This is a genomic window from Microbacterium azadirachtae, from assembly GCF_025583665.1.
Lineage (GTDB): Bacteria > Actinomycetota > Actinomycetes > Actinomycetales > Microbacteriaceae > Microbacterium > Microbacterium azadirachtae.
Genome location: NZ_CP099706.1, coordinates 2269470 through 2286957, shown reverse-complemented (window position 1 = coordinate 2286957; position 17488 = coordinate 2269470). Strand labels below are relative to the sequence as shown.

The window sequence follows — 17488 nt, the reverse complement described above, 5'->3', positions numbered from 1 at the left end:
CCCGCTCTGGGCCGCGCTCGAAACCCGAGTCCCACACGACGATTGGTGCCCTGTGCTTTCCGCATCGCCCGACGACGCGCTCGCTCCGGCCTGGCTGGAAATCCCGGCCGATCCGAACGGACTCGCCCCGGGGGTGTGGCCCGCGTCCGCGCGCCGCGACGCAGACGGAGAGCTCGAGCTCGGCGGCGTGGGCGTCGCCGAACTGCGTGCACGATTCGGCACGCCGCTGTACGTGCTCGACGAGGCGGAGGTGCGCGCCCATGCGGCCCGCATCCGGAGCGCCTTCCACGACGCGGCCGCCGCGCACGGAACCAAGGCGCGTGTCTACTACGCCGGCAAGGCGTTCCTCAGCACCGAGGTCGCCCGGTGGGTGACGCAGGAGGGGCTCCGCGTCGACGTCTGCAGCGGTGGCGAGCTCGAGATCGCGCTCGCGGCCGGCGTCAAGCCGTCGCGGATCGGCTTCCACGGCAACAACAAGAGCGTCGCAGAGCTCGAGCGCGCTGTCGCGGTCGGCGTCGGCACGATCATCCTCGACTCGGCGATCGAGATCGAGCGCCTCGGCGCGATCGCCGAGCGCCGTGGCGCGGTGCAGCGCGTGCTGCTGCGCGTGAACAGCGGCGTGCACGCCGAGACCCACGACTTCCTCGCCACCGCGCACGAGGACCAGAAGTTCGGGACGCCGCTGGAGGCCGCGCCCGCGCTCGTCGAGCGGATCCGCGAGATCCCCAGCCTGAAGCTGCGGGGTCTGCACTGCCACATCGGCTCGCAGATCTTCGGATCCCGCGGCTTCGCCGAGTCGGCCTCTCGCATGATCGAACTGCACGCGGCGCTGCGCGAGGGCGGTGAGCTCCCGATGCTCAACCTCGGCGGCGGCTTCGGCATCGCTTACACGTCCGCCGATGACCCGACGCCCATCGAGGAGCTCGCGGACTCGATCGTCGACGCCGTCGCGCGCGAGTGCGAGGTGCGGGGCATCCCGATCCCGATCCTCGCCTTCGAGCCCGGCCGTGCGGTCGTGGGCCAGGCCGGCGTCACCCTGTACGAGGTCGGCACCACCAAGGAGGTGTCCCTCGGTGATCGGGGTGAGCGCCTCTACGTGAGCGTCGACGGCGGGATGAGCGACAACGCCCGTCCCGCCCTGTACGGATCCCAGTACTCGGCGCGCATCGCGTCGCGCGAGGGCACGGGCGCCCCCGTGCTGGCGCGCGTCGTGGGCTCGCACTGCGAATCCGGGGATGTCGTCGTCGACCACGAGTACCTCCCCTCCGACGTCACCCCGGGCGACCTGCTCGCGGTGCCGGCGACCGGCGCCTACTGCCACGCGCTGTCCAGCAACTACAACCACACCCCGCGCCCCGCGGTCGTCGCCGTCCGCGACGGCCAGGCGCGGGTGATCGTGCGGGGGGAGACCCTCGCCGACCTCCTCTCCCGGGACGCCGGCATCGCCGCCCCCGGGACCTCGGAGCGCACCGGTGCCCGCACCGGAGAAGGAGAAGCATGACGGAACTCGACGGCCACCGCCGCACCCTCCGCGTCGCCCTGCTCGGGGCCGGATCCGTGGGGTCGCAGGTCGCGCGCCTGCTGCTCGCGCACGGCGCCGACCTCTCCGAGCGCAGCGGCGCGACGCTCGAGCTCGCGGGGATCCTGGTCCGCGACGTGAACGCGCCGCGCGACGCGGAGCTGCCGCGCGAACTGCTCACCACCGACGCCGAGGCGCTGATCCTCGGCGCCGACATCGTGATCGAGCTCATGGGCGGCATCGAGCCGGCGCGCGGCTACGTGCTGCAGGCGCTGCGCAGCGGCGCCGACGTCGTCACCGGCAACAAGGCGCTGCTCGCGACGCACGGCGCGGAGATCTTCGAGGCCGCCGATCAGGTGGGCGCCTCCGTGTCGTACGAGGCCGCCGTCGCCGCCGCGATCCCGATCATCCGGCCGCTGCGCGACTCGCTCGCCGGCGACCGGATCGAGCGGATCTTCGGCATCGTCAACGGCAGCACGAACTTCATCCTCGACTCCATGGACCGTCAGGGGCTGAGCGCCGAGGAGGCGCAGCGGATCGCCACCGACCTGGGCTACCTCGAGGCGGATCCGACCCTGGACCTCGAGGGCTTCGACGCGGCGCAGAAGGCCGCGATCCTCGCGAGCCTGGCCTTCCACACCCAGGTCTCGATCGACGACGTGCACCGCGAGGGCATCTCGTCGGTCACCGCTGACATGATCGAGGACGCCCGTCGCGCGGGCTACGTGATCAAGCTGCTCGCCGTGTGCGAGCGCCTCTCCGAGCCCGCCGGCGACGCCGTCTCGGTGCGCGTGTACCCGGCGCTGATCGACCGCGACCACCCCCTGGCCAGCGTGCACGGCGGCAACAACGCCGTGTTCGTGGAGGCCGAGGCGGCCGGGCCGCTGATGTTCTACGGCGCGGGCGCCGGCGGAGTGCAGACGGCGTCGGCCGTGCTCGGCGACGTCGTCTCCGCCGCGCGTCGCCACATCGCCGGCGGCGTCGGCGTGGGGGAGTCCGCGCGGCAGAGCCTGCCGATCGCGCCGTTCGGGCACATCACGACCCGCTACCAGATCACGATCGAGGTCGCCGACGTCACGGGCGTGCTCGCGACCGTCGCCGGGATCCTCAGCGACCACGGCGTCTCGATCGCCACCGCCCTGCAGACGGTGGAGGGCGGCGAGGACAGCAAGACCGCCCGCCTCGTCATCGGCACGCACCGCGCGACCGAGCAGGCCCTCAGCGACACCGTCGCCCGCCTGGCCGACAGCGCGGCCGTCACCCGCGTGGTGTCGGTCCTGCGCGTCGAGGGGGAGTGACGTGAGCGCTGCCGCACCGATGCCGGGGCGCACCGTCGAGGTGCGCGTCCCCGCCACCAGCGCCAACCTCGGCCCCGGGTTCGACACCCTCGGCCTGGCCCTGAGCATGTACGACGAGCTGGAGGTCACCGCGCTCGAGCCGGGGACCTATGAGATCGAGGTCTCCGGATCCGGTGCCGAGGAGATCGCGCGCGACCCGTCGAACCTCGTCGTCCGCTCCATCGCCCACGTGTTCGCCGACGCCGGCATCGCGATGCCGGGCATCCGCCTCGTCGCGCGCAACGGGGTGCCGCATGGCCGGGGGCTCGGCTCCTCCGGAGCCGCCGTGGCCGCGGGCGTCCTCGCGGCCAAGGGGCTGCTCGAGGGGATCGTCGAGCTCGACGACGAGGCGCTGCTGCGCCTGGCGACCGAGCTCGAGGGGCATCCCGACAACGTCGCGCCCGCACTGTTCGGCGGACTCACGATCGCCTGGACGGGGGAGCGCGGCCCGCAGCACAAGAAGCTGCTGGTGCACCGCGGAGTCTCGCCCCTCGTGCTCGTGCCCGGATACACGATGTCGACCAAGGCGGCGCGCAGCCTGCAGCCGCAGCACGTGCCGAGCGAGGACGCGGTGTTCAACGTCTCGCGGTCGGCGCTGTTGATCGCCGCGCTCACGCAGAGCCCCGACGTGCTGCTGGACGCCACGGACGACCGGCTGCATCAGGACTACCGTGCACCCGCCATGCCCGAGACGAACCGCCTCGTGCGCGCACTGCGGGCGGAGGGCTTCGCGGCCGTCGTCTCGGGCGCCGGGCCGAGCGTCCTCGTGCTCTGCGACGGCCCGGGAAGCCGTCTCGACGCGGTCCGCATCGCGGAGACGGCGACGGACACTCCGTGGATCCCGCAGATGGTCGCCGTCGATGTGCGAGGTGGTACAGTGAGGGAACGAGCGGAGGGTTCTTCGTCACAATCGTGATCCCGGCCCGCGACGCACTTCCTGCGTCAGCCGCACAGCATCCGAAACCGCACCGCGAGCCGGTCACCGAGCTCGTCGAGAGCGTGTTCTCCGGGTGGCATGCAGGGGACAGCCTGTTCTCGGCATGATCGTGCGGTCGCGCCCCGGCAATCTGCCGTGTGCGCGTCGAACACCCACGTCTTACAAGAGGAGTACTCGTGGAGACCATCTCCGAGACCCAGATCGACAGCTCGGCTCCGGCCGGCGACGCGTCCGCCGAGGACGCCCCGAAGGCGCCGCGCAAGCGCGCCCCGCGCCGAGCGACCACCGCGAGCGCGGCCAAGGCGGCCGAGGCCGGCGACACCGTCGTCGCAGCCCCCGCCGCCGAGGCCCCCGCCGCTGAGGCCGCTCCGGCCGAGGAGGCGCCGAAGGCCAAGGCCCCGCGTCGCAGCCGTGCGAAGAAGATCGAGGAGGCTCCGGCCGAGACCGCGTCCGCCGACGCTCCCGCCGCGGACGCCCCTGCCGCCGAGGCTGCTCCCTCCGAGGACGCGCCGAAGGCCAAGGCCCCGCGTCGCAGCCGTGCGAAGAAGACCGAGGACGCTCCGGCAGAGACGGCCGACGCCGCTCCCGCCGAGGCGCTGGCCGAGTCCGCCCCGAAGGACGCGCCGGCTGACGCCGCGGCGTCCGACCAGGCGTCCGAGGCGCCCGCCGAGACCGGCGAGGAGCAGACCGGCCGCAGCCGCAGCCGCTCGCGCTCGCGCAGCCGCAACCGCAACGGCGGTCAGGACGGCCAGGGCAACGGCGGCCAGAACAACGGCGGCCAGAACCAGAACCAGAACCAGAACGGTCGCGGCGGTGCTCCCGCCGACGCCGACGAGGACGGCGGCAGCAGCCGCAGCCGGCAGCGCAACAAGCGCCGGGGCGGCGGCAACCAGAACGTCGACGAGTTCGAGACCGAGATCGGCGAGGACGACGTCCTGATCCCGATCGCAGGCATCCTGGACGTGCTCGACAACTACGCGTTCGTGCGCACCACCGGATACCTCTCCGGCCCCAGCGACGTGTACGTGTCGCTCGGCCAGGTGAAGAAGTACAACCTGCGCAAGGGCGACGCGGTCGTCGGCGCAATCAAGCAGCCCCGCGAGGGAGAGCAGCAGGGCCGCCAGAAGTACAACGCCCTGGTCAAGGTCGACTCGATCAACGGCCTGAGCACGGAGGACGCGGCCGCCCGCGTCGAGTTCTCCGCCCTCACCCCGCTGTACCCGCAGGAGCGCCTGCGCCTGGAGACGGCGCCGGAGAAGCTCACGCAGCGCATCATCGACCTGGTCGCCCCGATCGGCAAGGGCCAGCGCGGTCTCATCGTCGCGCCCCCGAAGGCCGGCAAGACGATCGTCCTGCAGCAGATCGCCAACGCGATCGCGCAGAACAACCCCGAGGTGCACCTCATGGTCGTGCTCGTCGACGAGCGCCCCGAAGAGGTCACCGACATGCAGCGCACCGTGAAGGGCGAGGTCATCGCCTCGACCTTCGACCGCCCGGCGGAGGACCACACCACGGTCGCCGAGCTCGCGATCGAGCGCGCCAAGCGCCTCGTCGAGCTGGGCCGCGACGTGGTCGTGCTGCTCGACTCGATCACCCGTCTGGGGCGTGCGTACAACATCGCGGCGCCGGCCTCGGGCCGTGTGCTCACCGGCGGTGTGGACGCCTCGGCGCTGTATCCGCCCAAGCGCTTCTTCGGCGCGGCGCGCAACATCGAGAACGGCGGATCCCTCACGATCCTCGCCACCGCTCTCGTCGAGACCGGATCCAAGATGGACGAGGTCATCTTCGAGGAGTTCAAGGGCACCGGCAACAGCGAGCTGCGCCTGTCGCGCGCCCTCGCCGACAAGCGGATCTTCCCGGCCGTCGACGTCAACGCGTCCTCGACCCGCCGCGAGGAGATGCTGCTGAGCCCCGACGAGGTCAAGATCACCTGGAAGCTGCGCCGCGCCCTCGCCGGGCTCGACCCGCAGCAGGCCCTCGAGGTCGTCCTCGGCAAGCTCAAGGAGACCGAGTCGAACGTCGAGTTCCTGCTGCAGATGCAGAACGCGCAGCTGGGCAAGCCGGCCTCCGGCACGGGCCACAGCCACGCGTCCGAGAACAGCATCCGCTGACCCGCGTCCGCGGATCAGTCATCGTCCGGGATCCGGTCGTCATGTTCGAACAGGTCGAGGCGCTGCGCGACGAGCACCGCAGGGTGGAGAAGGAGCTCTCCGACCCTGAGGTGCACGCCGACGCGGCGCGGGCGAAGCGCGTCAACCGGCGCTACGCCGAGCTCAGCCGCATCGTGAAGGCGCATGACGACTGGATCGCCGCCGGCGAGGATCTCGAGACGGCGCGCGAGTTCGCCCGCGAGGACGAGTCGATCGCGGCGGAGATCCCCGGCATGGAGGATCACCTGCAGCAGGCGCAGGAACGACTGCGGCGCCTGCTGATCCCCCGCGACCCCGACGACGCCCGTGACGTGATCATGGAGATCAAGGCGGGGGAGGGCGGCGCCGAGTCCGCGCTCTTCGCAGCCGATCTGCTGCGCATGTACGTGCAGTACGCCGCGTCGAAGGGGTGGAAGACCGAGCTCCTGGAGCGCACCGAGTCCGACCTCGGCGGCTACAAGGACGTCCAGGTCGCGATCAAGGGTTCCTCCACGGATCCGTCCCAGGGCGTCTGGGCGCACCTCAAGTACGAGGGCGGCGTCCACCGCGTGCAGCGCGTGCCGGCGACGGAGTCGCAGGGGCGGATCCACACGTCCACGACCGGGGTGCTGGTGTTCCCCGAGGTGGACGAGCCCGACGAGATCGCGATCAACCAGAACGACCTCAAGATCGACGTGTTCCGCTCCTCGGGACCGGGCGGTCAGTCGGTCAACACGACCGACTCCGCCGTGCGCATCACGCACGTCCCGAGCGGGATCGTGGTGTCGATGCAGAACGAGAAGTCGCAGCTGCAGAACCGCGAGGCGGCGATGCGCGTGCTGCGCGCCCGTCTGCTCGCGAAGCAGCAGGAGGTGCTCGACGCCGCCGCGAGCGACGCCCGGCGCTCGCAGATCCGCGGCATGGACCGCTCGGAGCGGATCCGCACCTACAACTTCCCGGAGAACCGCATCGCGGATCACCGCACCGGCTTCAAGGCCTACAACCTCGACCAGGTGATGGACGGCGCGCTCGAGCCGATCATCGAGTCCGCGATCCACGCGGACGAGGAGGCGCGCCTCGCCGCCCTCGGCAGCGAGGACTGACCGCGCTCCTCATCACTGGTCGCGGCGGCGTCCGCCCTGAGCCGCCCGCCGCACCTCCAGCTGGTCGAGCACGAGATCCAGGCCGTAGTCGAACTCGTCGCCGAACGCGTAGTCGTGCCCGACGACCATCTGCTCGAGCATCTCGGCGAGGTGCGGATAGTCTGCGGCGGGAAGCTCCAGCCCCTCGGCGTAGGCGTCGGGACCCGTCTCGGGGGTGAACGGCAGGCTGAGCTCGGTGAGCACGAAGCCGTAGATGTACGCATCGAGCACCGAGTAGGCGTGGGCGGCCAGCACGAGCTCGAAGCCGTCGCTGCGCAGCAGCCCGAGCACGCGGTCGTGGTGGCGCATCACCGCCTCGCCCGGGTGCGATCGCGACTCGAGCAGGGACAGCGCCCAGGGGTGCCTCTTGAGCACGGCGCGCATGGCGTGGGCGCGCGAGGTCATCGCCGCACGCCAGGGCGTGCCGAGCTCGAGCAGAGGGATCTGGGCGAACGCCGCGTCGGCGAGCAGGTCGAGCAGCTCCTCCTTGCCGGACACGTGGTGGTAGAGCGACATCGCCTCGGCGCCCAGCGCCCTGCCGACGCTCCGCATGCTCACCGCCCCCAGACCGCCCTCGTCCGCGACCTGCGTCGCGGCCGCGACGATGCGTTCACGGCTGAGCGGGGTGCGCGGGGGCATGTCGACTCCGTTCCGGGCGCAGGTTGCGCTCCTTACACCTGTAAGGCTATCGTGACGAGCACAGACTTACAGGCGTAAGGGGGCAGGATGCGTGCAGGAGTGGTGGAGCGGTACGGACCGCCGTCGGTCGTGCGGATCGCGACCGTGGCCGATCCGGTCGCGGGCCGTGGCGAGGTGGTCGTGCGCGTCATGGCGGCGACGGTCAACTCCGGCGACGCGCGCATCCGCGGTGCGCGCTTCCCGCGCGGGTTCGCCCTGCCGGGCAGGCTCGCGCTCGGACTGCGGGGACCCAGGGCCGCGGTGCTCGGCGTGGTCTTCTCCGGTGTCGTCGAGGCGGTCGGCGAGGGGGTCGAGGTCGGTCGGCGCCGTCGCGGGGGCACTTCGCCGGCGTCCGGGCTCGCGGTCGGCGACCGCGTCTGCGGCATGACGGGGGCGCGGATGGGGGCGCACGCCGAGCTCGTCACGGTGTCCGCCTCCCGGCTCGTGCGCATCGACGACGGGATCTCCTTCGACGATGCGGCGGGAGTGCTGTTCGGCGGCACCACCGCGCTCTCCTTCCTCCGCGACAGAGCTGCGGTGCGCCCGGGCGAACGGGTGCTGGTCGTCGGGGCGGCGGGGGCGGTCGGAACCAACGCGGTGCAGCTCGCGAAGCACCTCGGAGCCACGGTCACCGCGGTGACGAGCGCGCAGAACGCCGAGCTCGTCAGATCCCTCGGGGCCGACCGGGTCGTCGACTACCGGGTCACGCCGACCCGTGCGCTCGCGGAGCACGGCGAGCGCTTCGACGTCGTGTTCGACACGGTCGGCGCGCTGAGCCCGAAGACAGGACGACCGCTTCTCGCCGAGGGAGGGAGACTGCTGCTCGCCGCAGCGACCCTCGGCGAGATCATCGCGGCCCGCGGTCCGGTCAAGACGGGCACCGCCCCGCAGCGCCCCGAGGACTTCACGACGCTGCTCGACCTGGTCGGATCCGGTGCGCTGCGCGTCGTCGTGGACGACGCCCTTCCGCTGGACGGCCTCGCCGCGGCGCACGCGCGCGTCGACTCGGGCCGCAAGACCGGCAACCTCGTGCTGCACCCGCAGCTCGCCGCCGAACCCCTCTGATCCGCGAGGCCGTCACCATGCACCGCGCGTCGGTGTGCGTCCTTCCCTCGCGTCGTCCGGAAGAGCCATCTCGGCGCGCAGGCCCAGAAGGCGCACGGCCCGGTCGGGGGCGATCCGGGCGATGAGCTCCCTGGCTCTGTCGACGACGACGGCCCGGTCGGCGGTCTCCGGGATCCGCTTCGTGAACGTCTTCGTCGTGAACGGCGCATAGCGCACCTTGAGCGCCAGCCCGATGACGCCCCGCCCGTCCTCGGCGACGTCGTCGAGGACCTGATCCAGCAGAGCCAGCGCGGCCCGCTCGATCTCCGCGGGATCGGTGAGATCGGCCTGATAGGTCGTCTCGCGGCTGTGCCCGCGGGGGACCCAGGGCGTGTCGTCGACGACGGCCGACCGTCCGCCCTGCCCGAGCTCCCGGTACCAGAGCCCCATCCGCGGGCCGAACTCAGCGACGAGCTCGTCCTCGGGCGCGTCGGCGAGCTCGGCGACCGTCCGGATACCGCGCGAGAGCAGTCGCTTCGACACCTTCGAGCCGACTCCCCACAGCTCGATCACCCCGCGGTCGCCCATCACCTCGTCCCAGTTCTGCGCCGTGAGGCGGAAGACCCCTCGCGGCTTGCCGAATCCCGTCGCGATCTTCGCGCGCACGAGCGTATCGCCGATGCCGACGCTGCAGTGCAGCCGTGTGCGATCCAGGACGGCCTGCTGCAGACGGCGCGCATACGCCTCGGGATCATCCGTCTCGACGCCGACGAACGCCTCGTCCCAGCCCAGCACCTGCACGACCGCGCCGGGCTGCGCGCGCAGCTCGTCCATCACCTCCGCGGACGCGGCGAGGTAGGCGGGCGCGTCGACAGGCAGGATCACGGCGTCCGGCACCTTCCGCGCCGCGATGCGCAGCGGCATGCCGGAGCCCACACCGAACTCCCGTGCTTCGTAGGACGCGGTCGACACGACCGCGCGCTCGGTGGGATCGCCACGACCGCCGACGATCAACGGGAGGCCGGCGAGCTCGGGACGGCGCAGCACCTCGACCGCCGCGATGAACTGGTCGAGGTCCACATGGAGCACCCAGTGCATGTCCCCGACAGTACGCGGGGCGGCCGCGGAACGGCACCCGCCCCGCGCTATGCTCCGGCTATGGGCCTCTTCCTCACGCGCACCCTGATCTTCCTGGCTTCGTCCGCGATCGGCCTCATCGTGGCCGACCTGCTGCTGACCGGGTTCACGATCGAGTGGAGCAAGTGGTGGGGCTTCGTGCTGTGCGTGCTGATCTTCACCGTGCTGCAGAGCCTCCTCGCGCCCTGGATCACGTCCATGGCGAACCGTTACGCGCCGGCGCTCCTGGGCGGGATCGGCATCATCTCGACGTTCGCGGCGCTGCTCATCGTCGTGCTGCTGCCGATCGGCGGCCTGCGGATCACCGACGCCCTGGGCTGGATCCTGGGTCCCGTCGTCGTCTGGATCATCACGGCGCTGTGCACGGTCGTGCTGCCGCTGCTGCTGATCAAGCGCGAGGTGCGCGAGGCGGCCGCGCTCAAGGCCGCCGCGAAGAAGCGCTGACCCTCCGCGCCGGCCCGGCTCCGCGCCGGCCCGGCTCCGCGCCGGCCCCGGTCCCCGTCCCTTCCCTCTATTTGCGTCAAACCGTGGGTTCCAGGCGCCTAACGCCACGGATCGGCGCAAACAGACGGGGCCTGTGGAGAACCGGCGCGGGGGATGCCTGGTCTGCGTCAGAGTCGGGGGATGGGATCTCCCTCCTCGCACCCGCCGGATCTGCCGTCGTCCTTCACCGTGCGCGAAGGACTGCTCCACGGACTCAGCGAGTGGCGGCTGCGGGATCCGGCTCTGCGGCGCTCGTTCCATGGCGTGCGCAGCCTCGGCACGGCCGTCGACGACGCCCTCGACCCGGGGCCGTGGTGGCAGACGCGAGCCGAGAATGCCGAGCAGATCCTGCGGGACTACCTCCCCGTGATGCCCGCGCACGCCTTCTTCTGCGGACCGACCGCGGCGCTGCACTGGGGCGTTCCTCTTCCGCGCCGTCTCGACCCCGCCCTGCATGTCGGCGTCTGGCGTCCTCGGACCGCGCCGGTGCGACCGGGGATCCGCGGCCATCAGTTCTCGACGGGATTCGTCCGCACCGTGGCGTCGAGGGGTGTCAGGGTCACGGATCCGGCGAGCACCTGGGCCAGCCTCGGAGGACTGCTCACCGACGACGAGCTGGTGGCGGCCGCCGACTTCGTCCTGCACATCCCGCGCCATCCCGGGGGATTCGCACCGGTGGCGGACACGGCGCTCGCGACCCGCGCCGAGCTGGCGGCCTTCGCCGAACGGAAGGGACGCCCCGGGGCTCCCGCCCTGCGTCGCGCGCTCGCGCTCGCCCGCACCGGTTCTGCATCACCGCCCGAGACGCAGATCCGCCTGATCCTGCATGATGCGCGGATGCCCGAGCCGACGCTGGACTGGGATGTCTACGACGATCTCGGGCGGTTCCTCGGCTGCAGCGAGCTGGCGTACCCCGAGAGCAGGCTCGCGATCGAGTACGAGAGCGACGGCCACCTCACCCGTGCGCAGCTCCAGCGCGACATCGACAAGTACCAGGCCTACGCGGAGGCCGGATGGCGCGTCGTCCGGCTGACGTCCGAGCACGTCTACCGTGCCCCGCGGGAGGTCGTGCGCCGCGTACGTGCCGGTCTCGCCGCCTGACCCTTCCGTCCCTCCGTCTGTTTGCGTCAAACGGTGGGTTTCGGGCCCTGAACCCCACGGATCGGCGCAAATAGACGGAGGCGGCGGGCGGTCAGATCGAGTAGTCGGGCACGGAGAGGATCCGGGCCGTGCTCTCGCCCTCGACACGGGGGCGCGCTCGTGCGGGGACGCCGGTGAGCACCGAGTCGGGCGGGGCGTCCTTCGTCACGACCGCGTTGGCGCCGATCGCCGAGCGGGCTCCGATCACGACCGGTCCCAGGATCTTGGCGCCGGCGCCGACCACCACGCCGTCCTCGAGCGTGGGGTGGCGCTTGCCCGCGTCGCGGGTGCGTCCGCCGAGCGTGACCCCGTGGTAGAGCATGACGTCGTCGCCGACCTCGGCGGTCTCGCCGATCACGACTCCCATGCCGTGGTCGATGAAGAACCGTCGCCCGATCTGCGCCCCGGGATGGATCTCGACGCCGGTCAGCCAGCGCGCGATCTGCGAGCCCATCCGCGCCGGGAACCGCAGCCCGCGCGTCCACAGCGCATGGTTCAGCCGGTGCGCCCAGATGGCGTGCAGTCCGGGGTAGAGCAGGGCGATCTCGAGTCCGCCGCGTGCGGCGGGGTCGCGAAGCCGGGCGGATGCGATGTCCTCGCGGATCCGCCCGGCCCACGACATGCCGGAGTTCGGCATCAGTCTTCGCGCAGGTCCTCGAACAGCGCGGTGGACAGGTAGCGCTCGCCGGTGTCGGGGGCGATCACGACGATCGTCTTGCCGGCGTTCTCGGGACGCGCGGCGACCTTCAGCGCCTGGGCGACGGCGGCGCCGGCGGAGATGCCGACCAGCAGCCCCTCCTTCGCGGCCAGGTCGCGGGCGGTGGTGAGCGACTCCTCGAAGCCGGCCGTGATGATCTCGTCGATCACGTCGCGGTCGAGGATCGGCGGGACGAAGTTCGGGCCGATGCCCTGGATCTTGGCCGGTCCGGGGTGACCCTCGCTGAGCAGCGGGGAGTCGGTCGGCTCGACGGCGATCACCGTGAGCGCGGGGTTGGCCGCCTTGAGCGCCTGACCGGTACCGGTGATGGTGCCGCCGGTGCCGATGCCGGCGACGAACACGTCGACGTCGCCGTCGGTGTCGCGCAGGATCTCCTGCGCGGTGGTCTCGCGGTGGATCTGCGGGTTCGCGGCGTTCTCGAACTGACGGGCCCAGACCGCGCCCGGGGTCTCCGCGATGATCTCCTGCAGCTTCTCGATCGCGCCCTTCATGCCCAGCGTCGGGTCGGTCAGCACCAGCTCGGCGCCGAACGCCTTGAGCAGGACGCGGCGCTCCTTCGACATGGACGCGGGCATGGTCAGGATCACGCGGTAGCCGCGGGCCGCGCCGACCATCGCCAGCGCGATGCCGGTGTTGCCGCTCGTGGCCTCGACGATCGTGCCGCCGGGCTTCAGCTCGCCGGAGGCCTCTGCGGCGTCGACGATGGCGATCCCGATGCGGTCCTTCACGCTCGAGGCCGGGTTGAACGATTCGAGCTTGACGAGCACCGTGGCGCCGAGGCCATCGGTGACGTGGTTCAGGCGGACCAGCGGGGTGTTGCCGAACGTGCTGGTGATGTCGGAGTGGATGCCTGCCATGACGGACCTTTCGATGGGCGCACTGCGTCGGTGGAGCGACGGGTCCCGCCACCGGAGTCGACGAGGACACGCTCGTGCACAGCCTAGGACGGGGTCGTGTGCGCACGGTGAATGTGACGGCCGCATTACGCTGTACCTCTATGCCCGAGTCCCTCTCCGATGCCCTTCGCCGCGCCGCGTCCGCCCTCGGCGAGGCCGGAGTCCCCGACCCCGCGGTGGACGCCGAGCTGCTGGCGGGCCATGTGCTGGGTCAGGGGCGCGGCGCCGTGCAGGCCGCCACGATCCGCGGCGACGTGCTCGATGACGCGCAGGCGGCGACGTTCGAGGAGCTGGTGGCCCGGCGGGCGGCCCGGGAGCCGCTGCAGCACCTCACCGGGACGGCGCCTTTCCGCCACCTCGAGCTCGCGGTCGGCCCCGGCGTCTTCGTCCCGCGGCCGGAGACGGAGATCGTGGCCCAGTTCGCGATCGACGCCCTGCTGGCTTCCCCCTCATCCGAGCCCGTCGGCGTCGACCTCTGCACCGGATCCGGCGCGATCGCCCTCGCGATGGCGACCGAGGTGCCCCATGCCCGGGTGCACGCGGTCGAGCTCTCGCCGGAGGCGCACGCCTGGGCGCGGCGCAACACCGAGGGGCAGCAGAACCTCGCGCTCGTGCTGGGCGATCTGCGCGACGTGCTCGGCGAGCTCGACGGCACCGTCGACGTGGTGATCTCCAACCCTCCGTACGTGCCGGACGACGCGATCCCGCGCGACCCCGAGGTGCGCCTGTTCGACCCGGCGCTCGCGCTCTACGGGGGCCCGGACGGACTCGACGTCGTCCGCGCGATCAGCCGGCGCGCGTGGGCGCTGCTGCACCCGGGCGGCACGCTCGTGCTCGAGCACGCCGAGGTGCAGGGTGCGGCCATCCGCGAGCTGCTCGCCGCGGACGGATGGCGGGCGACCGCGACGCATCAGGACCTCACCCGTCGTGACCGCGCCACGACCGCGATCCGCGCCTGACCCTGCGTGGCCCCGCGGCGCCGGGGATCGGGGCGGCGCTCAGCAGGACCGCGCCCTGCGCCCCGTAGACTGGGTCGGCCATGTCCTCCCTCTTCGATAGCCGCGACGCGGATCAGATCCTCACCGGTATGCGCCAGGCCCGCCTGGCGATCGGCCGGGGCGAGCTGGTCGTGCTCCCCACCGACACCGTCTACGGCGTGGGCGCCGATGCGTTCAGCCCCGCCGCCGTGCAGCGCCTGCTCGACGCGAAGGGGAGGGGACGCCAGCAGCCGCCTCCCGTGCTCGTCGGCAGCACCGCGACGCTCGCCGCCCTGGTCGAGGCCGTGCCCGAGCCCGTGCAGCGTCTCGTCGACGCGTTCTGGCCCGGGGGCCTCACGATCGTGCTGCCGTCGCAGCCGTCGCTCGTCTGGGACCTCGGCGACACCCACGGCACGGTCGCCGTGCGAATGCCCGATCACAAGGTTGCCCTGGCGCTCCTCGAGGAGACGGGCCCTCTCGCGGTCTCGAGCGCGAACCTCACCGGACAGCCCGCCGCGGTCGAGGCCGAGGCGGCGCAAGGCATGCTGGGCGACAGCGTGGCGGTCTACCTGGACGCCGGACCGGCGACCGGCGGCGTGGCCTCCACGATCGTCGACGCCACCTCTCTCGTGCGCCCCGGCGGGGACGACGCGAAGGTCCGGGTCCTCCGCGAGGGTGCCATCTCGCGCGAAGAGCTCGTCGGTGTGCTCGGGGATCTGCTCGAAGACCCGTCCTGACGGTCCTCGGATGAGAGCGACGACGTGAAGCAGTACTTGTTCACCGTGATCCTCACGGCCGCCGTGACCCTGGCCTGCTCGTGGGCGGTCTGGCAGCTCGGCCTGCGGTACAAGCTGTACCCCGGCATCCGCGAGCGCGACGTGCACACCACGCCGACGCCGCGGCTCGGGGGAGTGGCGATGCTGCTGGGGATCCTGGCGGCGTTCGCCGCGAGCGCGGCGAGCCCGTTCTTCCACATCATCTGGGCGCAGCCGCAGACGATGTGGTCGGTGCTCGGCGCCGTGCTGCTCATCGCGATCGTGGGCGTCGTCGACGACCTCTGGGATCTCGACTGGATGATCAAGCTCGGCGCGCAGTTCATCGCCGCGGGCCTGGTCACGATCGTCGGCGGACTGCAGATCGCTTCGCTGCCGCTCGCGGAGCCGGTGATCGGATCCAACTGGCTCAGCATCGTCATCACGATGTTCGCGATCGTCATCGTGATGAACGCCGTCAACTTCATCGACGGCCTGGACGGCCTCGTCGCGGGGGTGTGCCTCATCGCGAACGGCGTGTTCTTCGCGTACTCCTACATCATCGCGCGGGACATCGGACAGTCCAGCTACTTCAGCCTCGCACCGTTCATCGCCGCGGTGCTGATCGGCGCCTGCATCGGCTTCCTGCCGATGAACTGGAGCCCCGCCAAGCTCTTCATGGGCGACTCCGGGGCGCTCGTGATCGGCCTGCTCATGGCCACGAGCGCCGTGGCCATCACCGGCCAGCTGAACCCTGCCGCCCTCCCGAACGCGCAGATCGGCCGCTCCCAGCTGCTCGGCGCGTTCATCCCGATCCTGCTGCCCGTCGTGGTCGTGCTGCTGCCGCTGCTCGACTTCGGACTGGCCGTGCTGCGCCGCATGGGCGCCGGCAAGTCGCCGTTCTCCCCGGACCGCAAGCACCTGCACCACCGCATGCTCGATCTCGGCCACCGCGGCCGGGACGCCGTGCTCATCTTCTACGCCTGGACCGCGATCATCTCGCTCGCCGTGCTGCTGATGTACATCGGCTCGCGAGAGGGCTGGTACGGCGAATACGCCGCCGGCGTGATCTTCGGCGTCGTCGGCGCGGGGGCCTGCCTCGTCGTCACCCTCATCCCGTCGCGCCCGCGCGCCCCCCAGAAGGAATCGAAATGAGCTCCGCGAGCCCCGTCACCAGCACCCCGATCCTGCGCACGGCCCTGGTCGCCTCCGGCATCGCCGCGGTCGTGCTCGGCGTCATCGCGGCGGTCGTCGGGGGAGCCCTCAAGGGTGCTCCCGGAGTGTGGAGCGGCCTCATCGGCGCGCTCATCGCCGTGGTCTTCGGGGCGATCACGGCGGGCAGCATCCTGATCGCGAACCGCTGGTTCGGCCAGGAGCTCTACGTGCAGCTGTTCTTCGCGATCGTGATGGGCGGCTGGTTCCTCAAGCTCGGGCTGTTCGTGGTGCTGATCCTGGTGCTGCGCGGACAGCCGTGGCTGGAGCCCGTGGTGTTCTTCTGGTCGCTCCTGGCCGGTGTCCTGGTGTCCCTCGCGATCGACGGCGTGGTGTTCCTGCGGATGCGCCTGCCGCACGTCAGCGACACCTCTCTTCCCACCGTCGCACCCGAGGACGTGGCGCCGTCGGCAGGGGAGCGTAGCGCCTCCGAGCGGGATCATGACGCGGATTCAGGGAACTCACACGTCTGATAGGCTGGAACCCGAGCCCGCTCGTCCCGCGAGCGCTGCGCTGTGAAGCACATCGACCGACGCCCCGGTAGCCCCCGGTGCCCCGAAGTTGGAGCCCGCGCTGTTTAATCTTGCTGCGACCATGATTCCTCGACTGGCCGACGACAGCGGTTTCCACGGCCCGTCGATGGACGAGTTCTTCCCCGAGATCCTGTTCAACGTCTTCGGCGTCCCGATCCACCGGATCCACCTGGTGCAGTTCATCTCGGTCGTCGCCGTGGTCCTGGTCCTCGTGATCGGCACGCGCCGCATGAAGGTCGTCCCCGGTCGCTTCCAGAGCGTCGTCGAGATGGGCCTCGGCTTCGTCCGCGGCGGCATCGCGCACGACCTGCTCGGCCGCAAGGACGGCGACCGGTTCCTGCCGATCCTCACCACGATCTTCTTCATGACGCTGTTCATGAACATCACGGGCATCATCCCCGGCCTCAACATCGCCGGTACGAGCATCATCGGCGTGCCCCTGCTGCTCGCCGTGATCAGCTACGTCACCTTCATCTACGCCGGCATCAAGAAGAGCCCGAAGAACTTCTTCAAGAACGCCCTGTTCCCGGCCGGTGTGCCGTGGCCGGTGTACATCATCGTGACGCCGATCGAGTTCATCTCGACGTTCATCATCCGCCCGGTGACCCTCACCCTGCGTCTTCTGATGAACATGGTCGTCGGGCACATGCTCCTCGTGCTGTGCTACTCGGCCACCGCGTTCTTCTTCTTCACGGCGGGCGGCGGCTGGGCCGCGCTCGGTGTGGGAACCCTCGCCTTCGGCGGCGCCTTCTCGGTCTTCGAGATCCTCGTGGCGGTCCTCCAGGCCTACGTCTTCACCGTCCTCACCGCGGTCTACATCCAGCTCGCGGTCGCAGAAGAGCACTGACAACCCC

The 17488-nt window shown here is 71.3% G+C and carries 17 protein-coding genes; 13 read left to right on the top strand and 4 right to left on the bottom strand.

Translation table 11 applies throughout. The features are described 5' to 3' along the window. Positions 1-52 precede the first annotated feature (52 nt). The 5 genes from lysA to prfA all read left to right on the top strand — a co-directional run bounded on the left by lysA (position 53) and on the right by prfA (position 7025). Positions 53-1501: a diaminopimelate decarboxylase gene (lysA, locus tag NFX31_RS10920; RefSeq protein WP_045251695.1), complete on the top strand. Its 1449-nt coding sequence runs from the start codon at positions 53-55 to the stop codon at positions 1499-1501. Next, positions 1498-2817, top strand: a complete 1320-nt coding sequence (locus NFX31_RS10915) for a homoserine dehydrogenase (RefSeq protein ID WP_045251696.1) — start codon at positions 1498-1500, stop codon at positions 2815-2817. The genes lysA and NFX31_RS10915 overlap by 4 nt, the downstream gene beginning before the upstream one ends. A 19-nt stretch (positions 2818-2836) precedes the next feature. Beyond that, positions 2837-3772, top strand: coding sequence for a homoserine kinase (gene thrB, locus NFX31_RS10910; RefSeq protein ID WP_045251697.1), 936 nt, complete (start codon positions 2837-2839; stop codon positions 3770-3772). A 197-nt stretch (positions 3773-3969) separates the two neighbouring features. Then, positions 3970-5904, top strand: coding sequence for a transcription termination factor Rho (gene rho, locus NFX31_RS10905; RefSeq protein ID WP_045251698.1), 1935 nt, complete (start codon positions 3970-3972; stop codon positions 5902-5904). Between the two features lie 41 nt (positions 5905-5945). Beyond that, complete coding sequence (prfA, locus tag NFX31_RS10900; protein WP_045251699.1) at positions 5946-7025, top strand: peptide chain release factor 1; 1080 nt, start codon at positions 5946-5948, stop codon at positions 7023-7025. A gap of 12 nt (positions 7026-7037) precedes the next feature. Here the strand turns inward: prfA and NFX31_RS10895 are convergent, their stop codons facing one another. Next, positions 7038-7703: a TetR/AcrR family transcriptional regulator gene (locus tag NFX31_RS10895; RefSeq protein ID WP_262955701.1), complete on the bottom strand. Its 666-nt coding sequence runs from the start codon at positions 7701-7703 to the stop codon at positions 7038-7040. 87 nt (positions 7704-7790) lie between these two features. Here NFX31_RS10895 and NFX31_RS10890 point away from each other — a divergent pair, with 87 nt between their 5' ends. Further along, entirely contained in the window at positions 7791-8807 is a 1017-nt protein-coding gene (locus NFX31_RS10890) for an NAD(P)-dependent alcohol dehydrogenase (protein WP_045251701.1), read from the top strand. Between the two features lie 12 nt (positions 8808-8819). On the opposite strand, the gene NFX31_RS10885 is transcribed toward NFX31_RS10890, so the two are convergent. Then, positions 8820-9884 (bottom strand): DNA polymerase IV, encoded by a 1065-nt coding sequence (locus NFX31_RS10885; protein ID WP_262955699.1) that lies wholly within the window; start codon positions 9882-9884, stop codon positions 8820-8822. Positions 9885-9944: 60 nt separating this feature from the next. Here NFX31_RS10885 and NFX31_RS10880 point away from each other — a divergent pair, with 60 nt between their 5' ends. Together NFX31_RS10880 and NFX31_RS10875 are read left to right on the top strand one after the other, a co-directional pair. Then, a complete protein-coding gene (locus NFX31_RS10880; RefSeq protein ID WP_045251702.1) occupies positions 9945-10367 on the top strand; it encodes a membrane protein in 423 nt (140 codons plus the stop codon). A gap of 180 nt (positions 10368-10547) precedes the next feature. Beyond that, positions 10548-11507 (top strand): PDDEXK family nuclease, encoded by a 960-nt coding sequence (locus NFX31_RS10875; RefSeq protein WP_262955698.1) that lies wholly within the window; start codon positions 10548-10550, stop codon positions 11505-11507. A 91-nt stretch (positions 11508-11598) separates the two neighbouring features. Here the strand turns inward: NFX31_RS10875 and epsC are convergent, their stop codons facing one another. Together epsC and cysK are read right to left on the bottom strand one after the other, a co-directional pair. Beyond that, on the bottom strand, positions 11599-12183 hold the full coding sequence (gene epsC / locus NFX31_RS10870; protein WP_045251703.1) for a serine O-acetyltransferase EpsC: 585 nt from the start codon (positions 12181-12183) through the stop codon (positions 11599-11601). Next, positions 12183-13121, bottom strand: a complete 939-nt coding sequence (gene cysK / locus NFX31_RS10865; RefSeq protein ID WP_045251704.1) for a cysteine synthase A — start codon at positions 13119-13121, stop codon at positions 12183-12185. The genes epsC and cysK overlap by 1 nt, the downstream gene beginning before the upstream one ends. Before the next feature lie 140 nt (positions 13122-13261). Between cysK and prmC the strand changes: the two genes are divergently transcribed. From prmC to atpB, 5 genes are all read left to right on the top strand, one after another. Next, entirely contained in the window at positions 13262-14119 is an 858-nt protein-coding gene (gene prmC, locus NFX31_RS10860; RefSeq protein ID WP_262955697.1) for a peptide chain release factor N(5)-glutamine methyltransferase, read from the top strand. An 80-nt stretch (positions 14120-14199) separates the two neighbouring features. Continuing rightward, on the top strand, positions 14200-14874 hold the full coding sequence (locus tag NFX31_RS10855) for an L-threonylcarbamoyladenylate synthase (RefSeq protein WP_262955696.1): 675 nt from the start codon (positions 14200-14202) through the stop codon (positions 14872-14874). A 24-nt stretch (positions 14875-14898) separates the two neighbouring features. Beyond that, positions 14899-16044 (top strand): MraY family glycosyltransferase, encoded by a 1146-nt coding sequence (locus NFX31_RS10850; protein ID WP_045251707.1) that lies wholly within the window; start codon positions 14899-14901, stop codon positions 16042-16044. Continuing rightward, positions 16041-16574, top strand: coding sequence for a Cg1360 family ATP-synthase-associated protein (locus NFX31_RS10845; protein ID WP_045251708.1), 534 nt, complete (start codon positions 16041-16043; stop codon positions 16572-16574). Before NFX31_RS10850 ends, NFX31_RS10845 begins: the two co-directional genes overlap by 4 nt. Positions 16575-16695: 121 nt before the next feature. Further along, positions 16696-17481, top strand: a complete 786-nt coding sequence (atpB, locus tag NFX31_RS10840) for a F0F1 ATP synthase subunit A (RefSeq protein WP_045251709.1) — start codon at positions 16696-16698, stop codon at positions 17479-17481. Positions 17482-17488: the final 7 nt, after the last annotated feature.

Coding starts and splice junctions, on each gene's coding strand:
- NFX31_RS10915 (WP_045251696.1), top strand. CDS start 1,498: ATGACGGAACTCGACGGCCACCGCCGCACCCTCCGCGTCGCCCTGCTC.
- thrB (WP_045251697.1), top strand. CDS start 2,837: ATGCCGGGGCGCACCGTCGAGGTGCGCGTCCCCGCCACCAGCGCCAAC.
- prfA (WP_045251699.1), top strand. CDS start 5,946: ATGTTCGAACAGGTCGAGGCGCTGCGCGACGAGCACCGCAGGGTGGAG.
- NFX31_RS10895 (WP_262955701.1), bottom strand. CDS start 7,703: ATGCCCCCGCGCACCCCGCTCAGCCGTGAACGCATCGTCGCGGCCGCG.
- NFX31_RS10890 (WP_045251701.1), top strand. CDS start 7,791: ATGCGTGCAGGAGTGGTGGAGCGGTACGGACCGCCGTCGGTCGTGCGG.
- NFX31_RS10885 (WP_262955699.1), bottom strand. CDS start 9,884: ATGCACTGGGTGCTCCATGTGGACCTCGACCAGTTCATCGCGGCGGTC.
- NFX31_RS10880 (WP_045251702.1), top strand. CDS start 9,945: ATGGGCCTCTTCCTCACGCGCACCCTGATCTTCCTGGCTTCGTCCGCG.
- NFX31_RS10875 (WP_262955698.1), top strand. CDS start 10,548: ATGGGATCTCCCTCCTCGCACCCGCCGGATCTGCCGTCGTCCTTCACC.
- epsC (WP_045251703.1), bottom strand. CDS start 12,183: ATGCCGAACTCCGGCATGTCGTGGGCCGGGCGGATCCGCGAGGACATC.
- cysK (WP_045251704.1), bottom strand. CDS start 13,121: ATGGCAGGCATCCACTCCGACATCACCAGCACGTTCGGCAACACCCCG.
- prmC (WP_262955697.1), top strand. CDS start 13,262: ATGCCCGAGTCCCTCTCCGATGCCCTTCGCCGCGCCGCGTCCGCCCTC.
- NFX31_RS10855 (WP_262955696.1), top strand. CDS start 14,200: ATGTCCTCCCTCTTCGATAGCCGCGACGCGGATCAGATCCTCACCGGT.
- NFX31_RS10845 (WP_045251708.1), top strand. CDS start 16,041: ATGAGCTCCGCGAGCCCCGTCACCAGCACCCCGATCCTGCGCACGGCC.
- atpB (WP_045251709.1), top strand. CDS start 16,696: ATGATTCCTCGACTGGCCGACGACAGCGGTTTCCACGGCCCGTCGATG.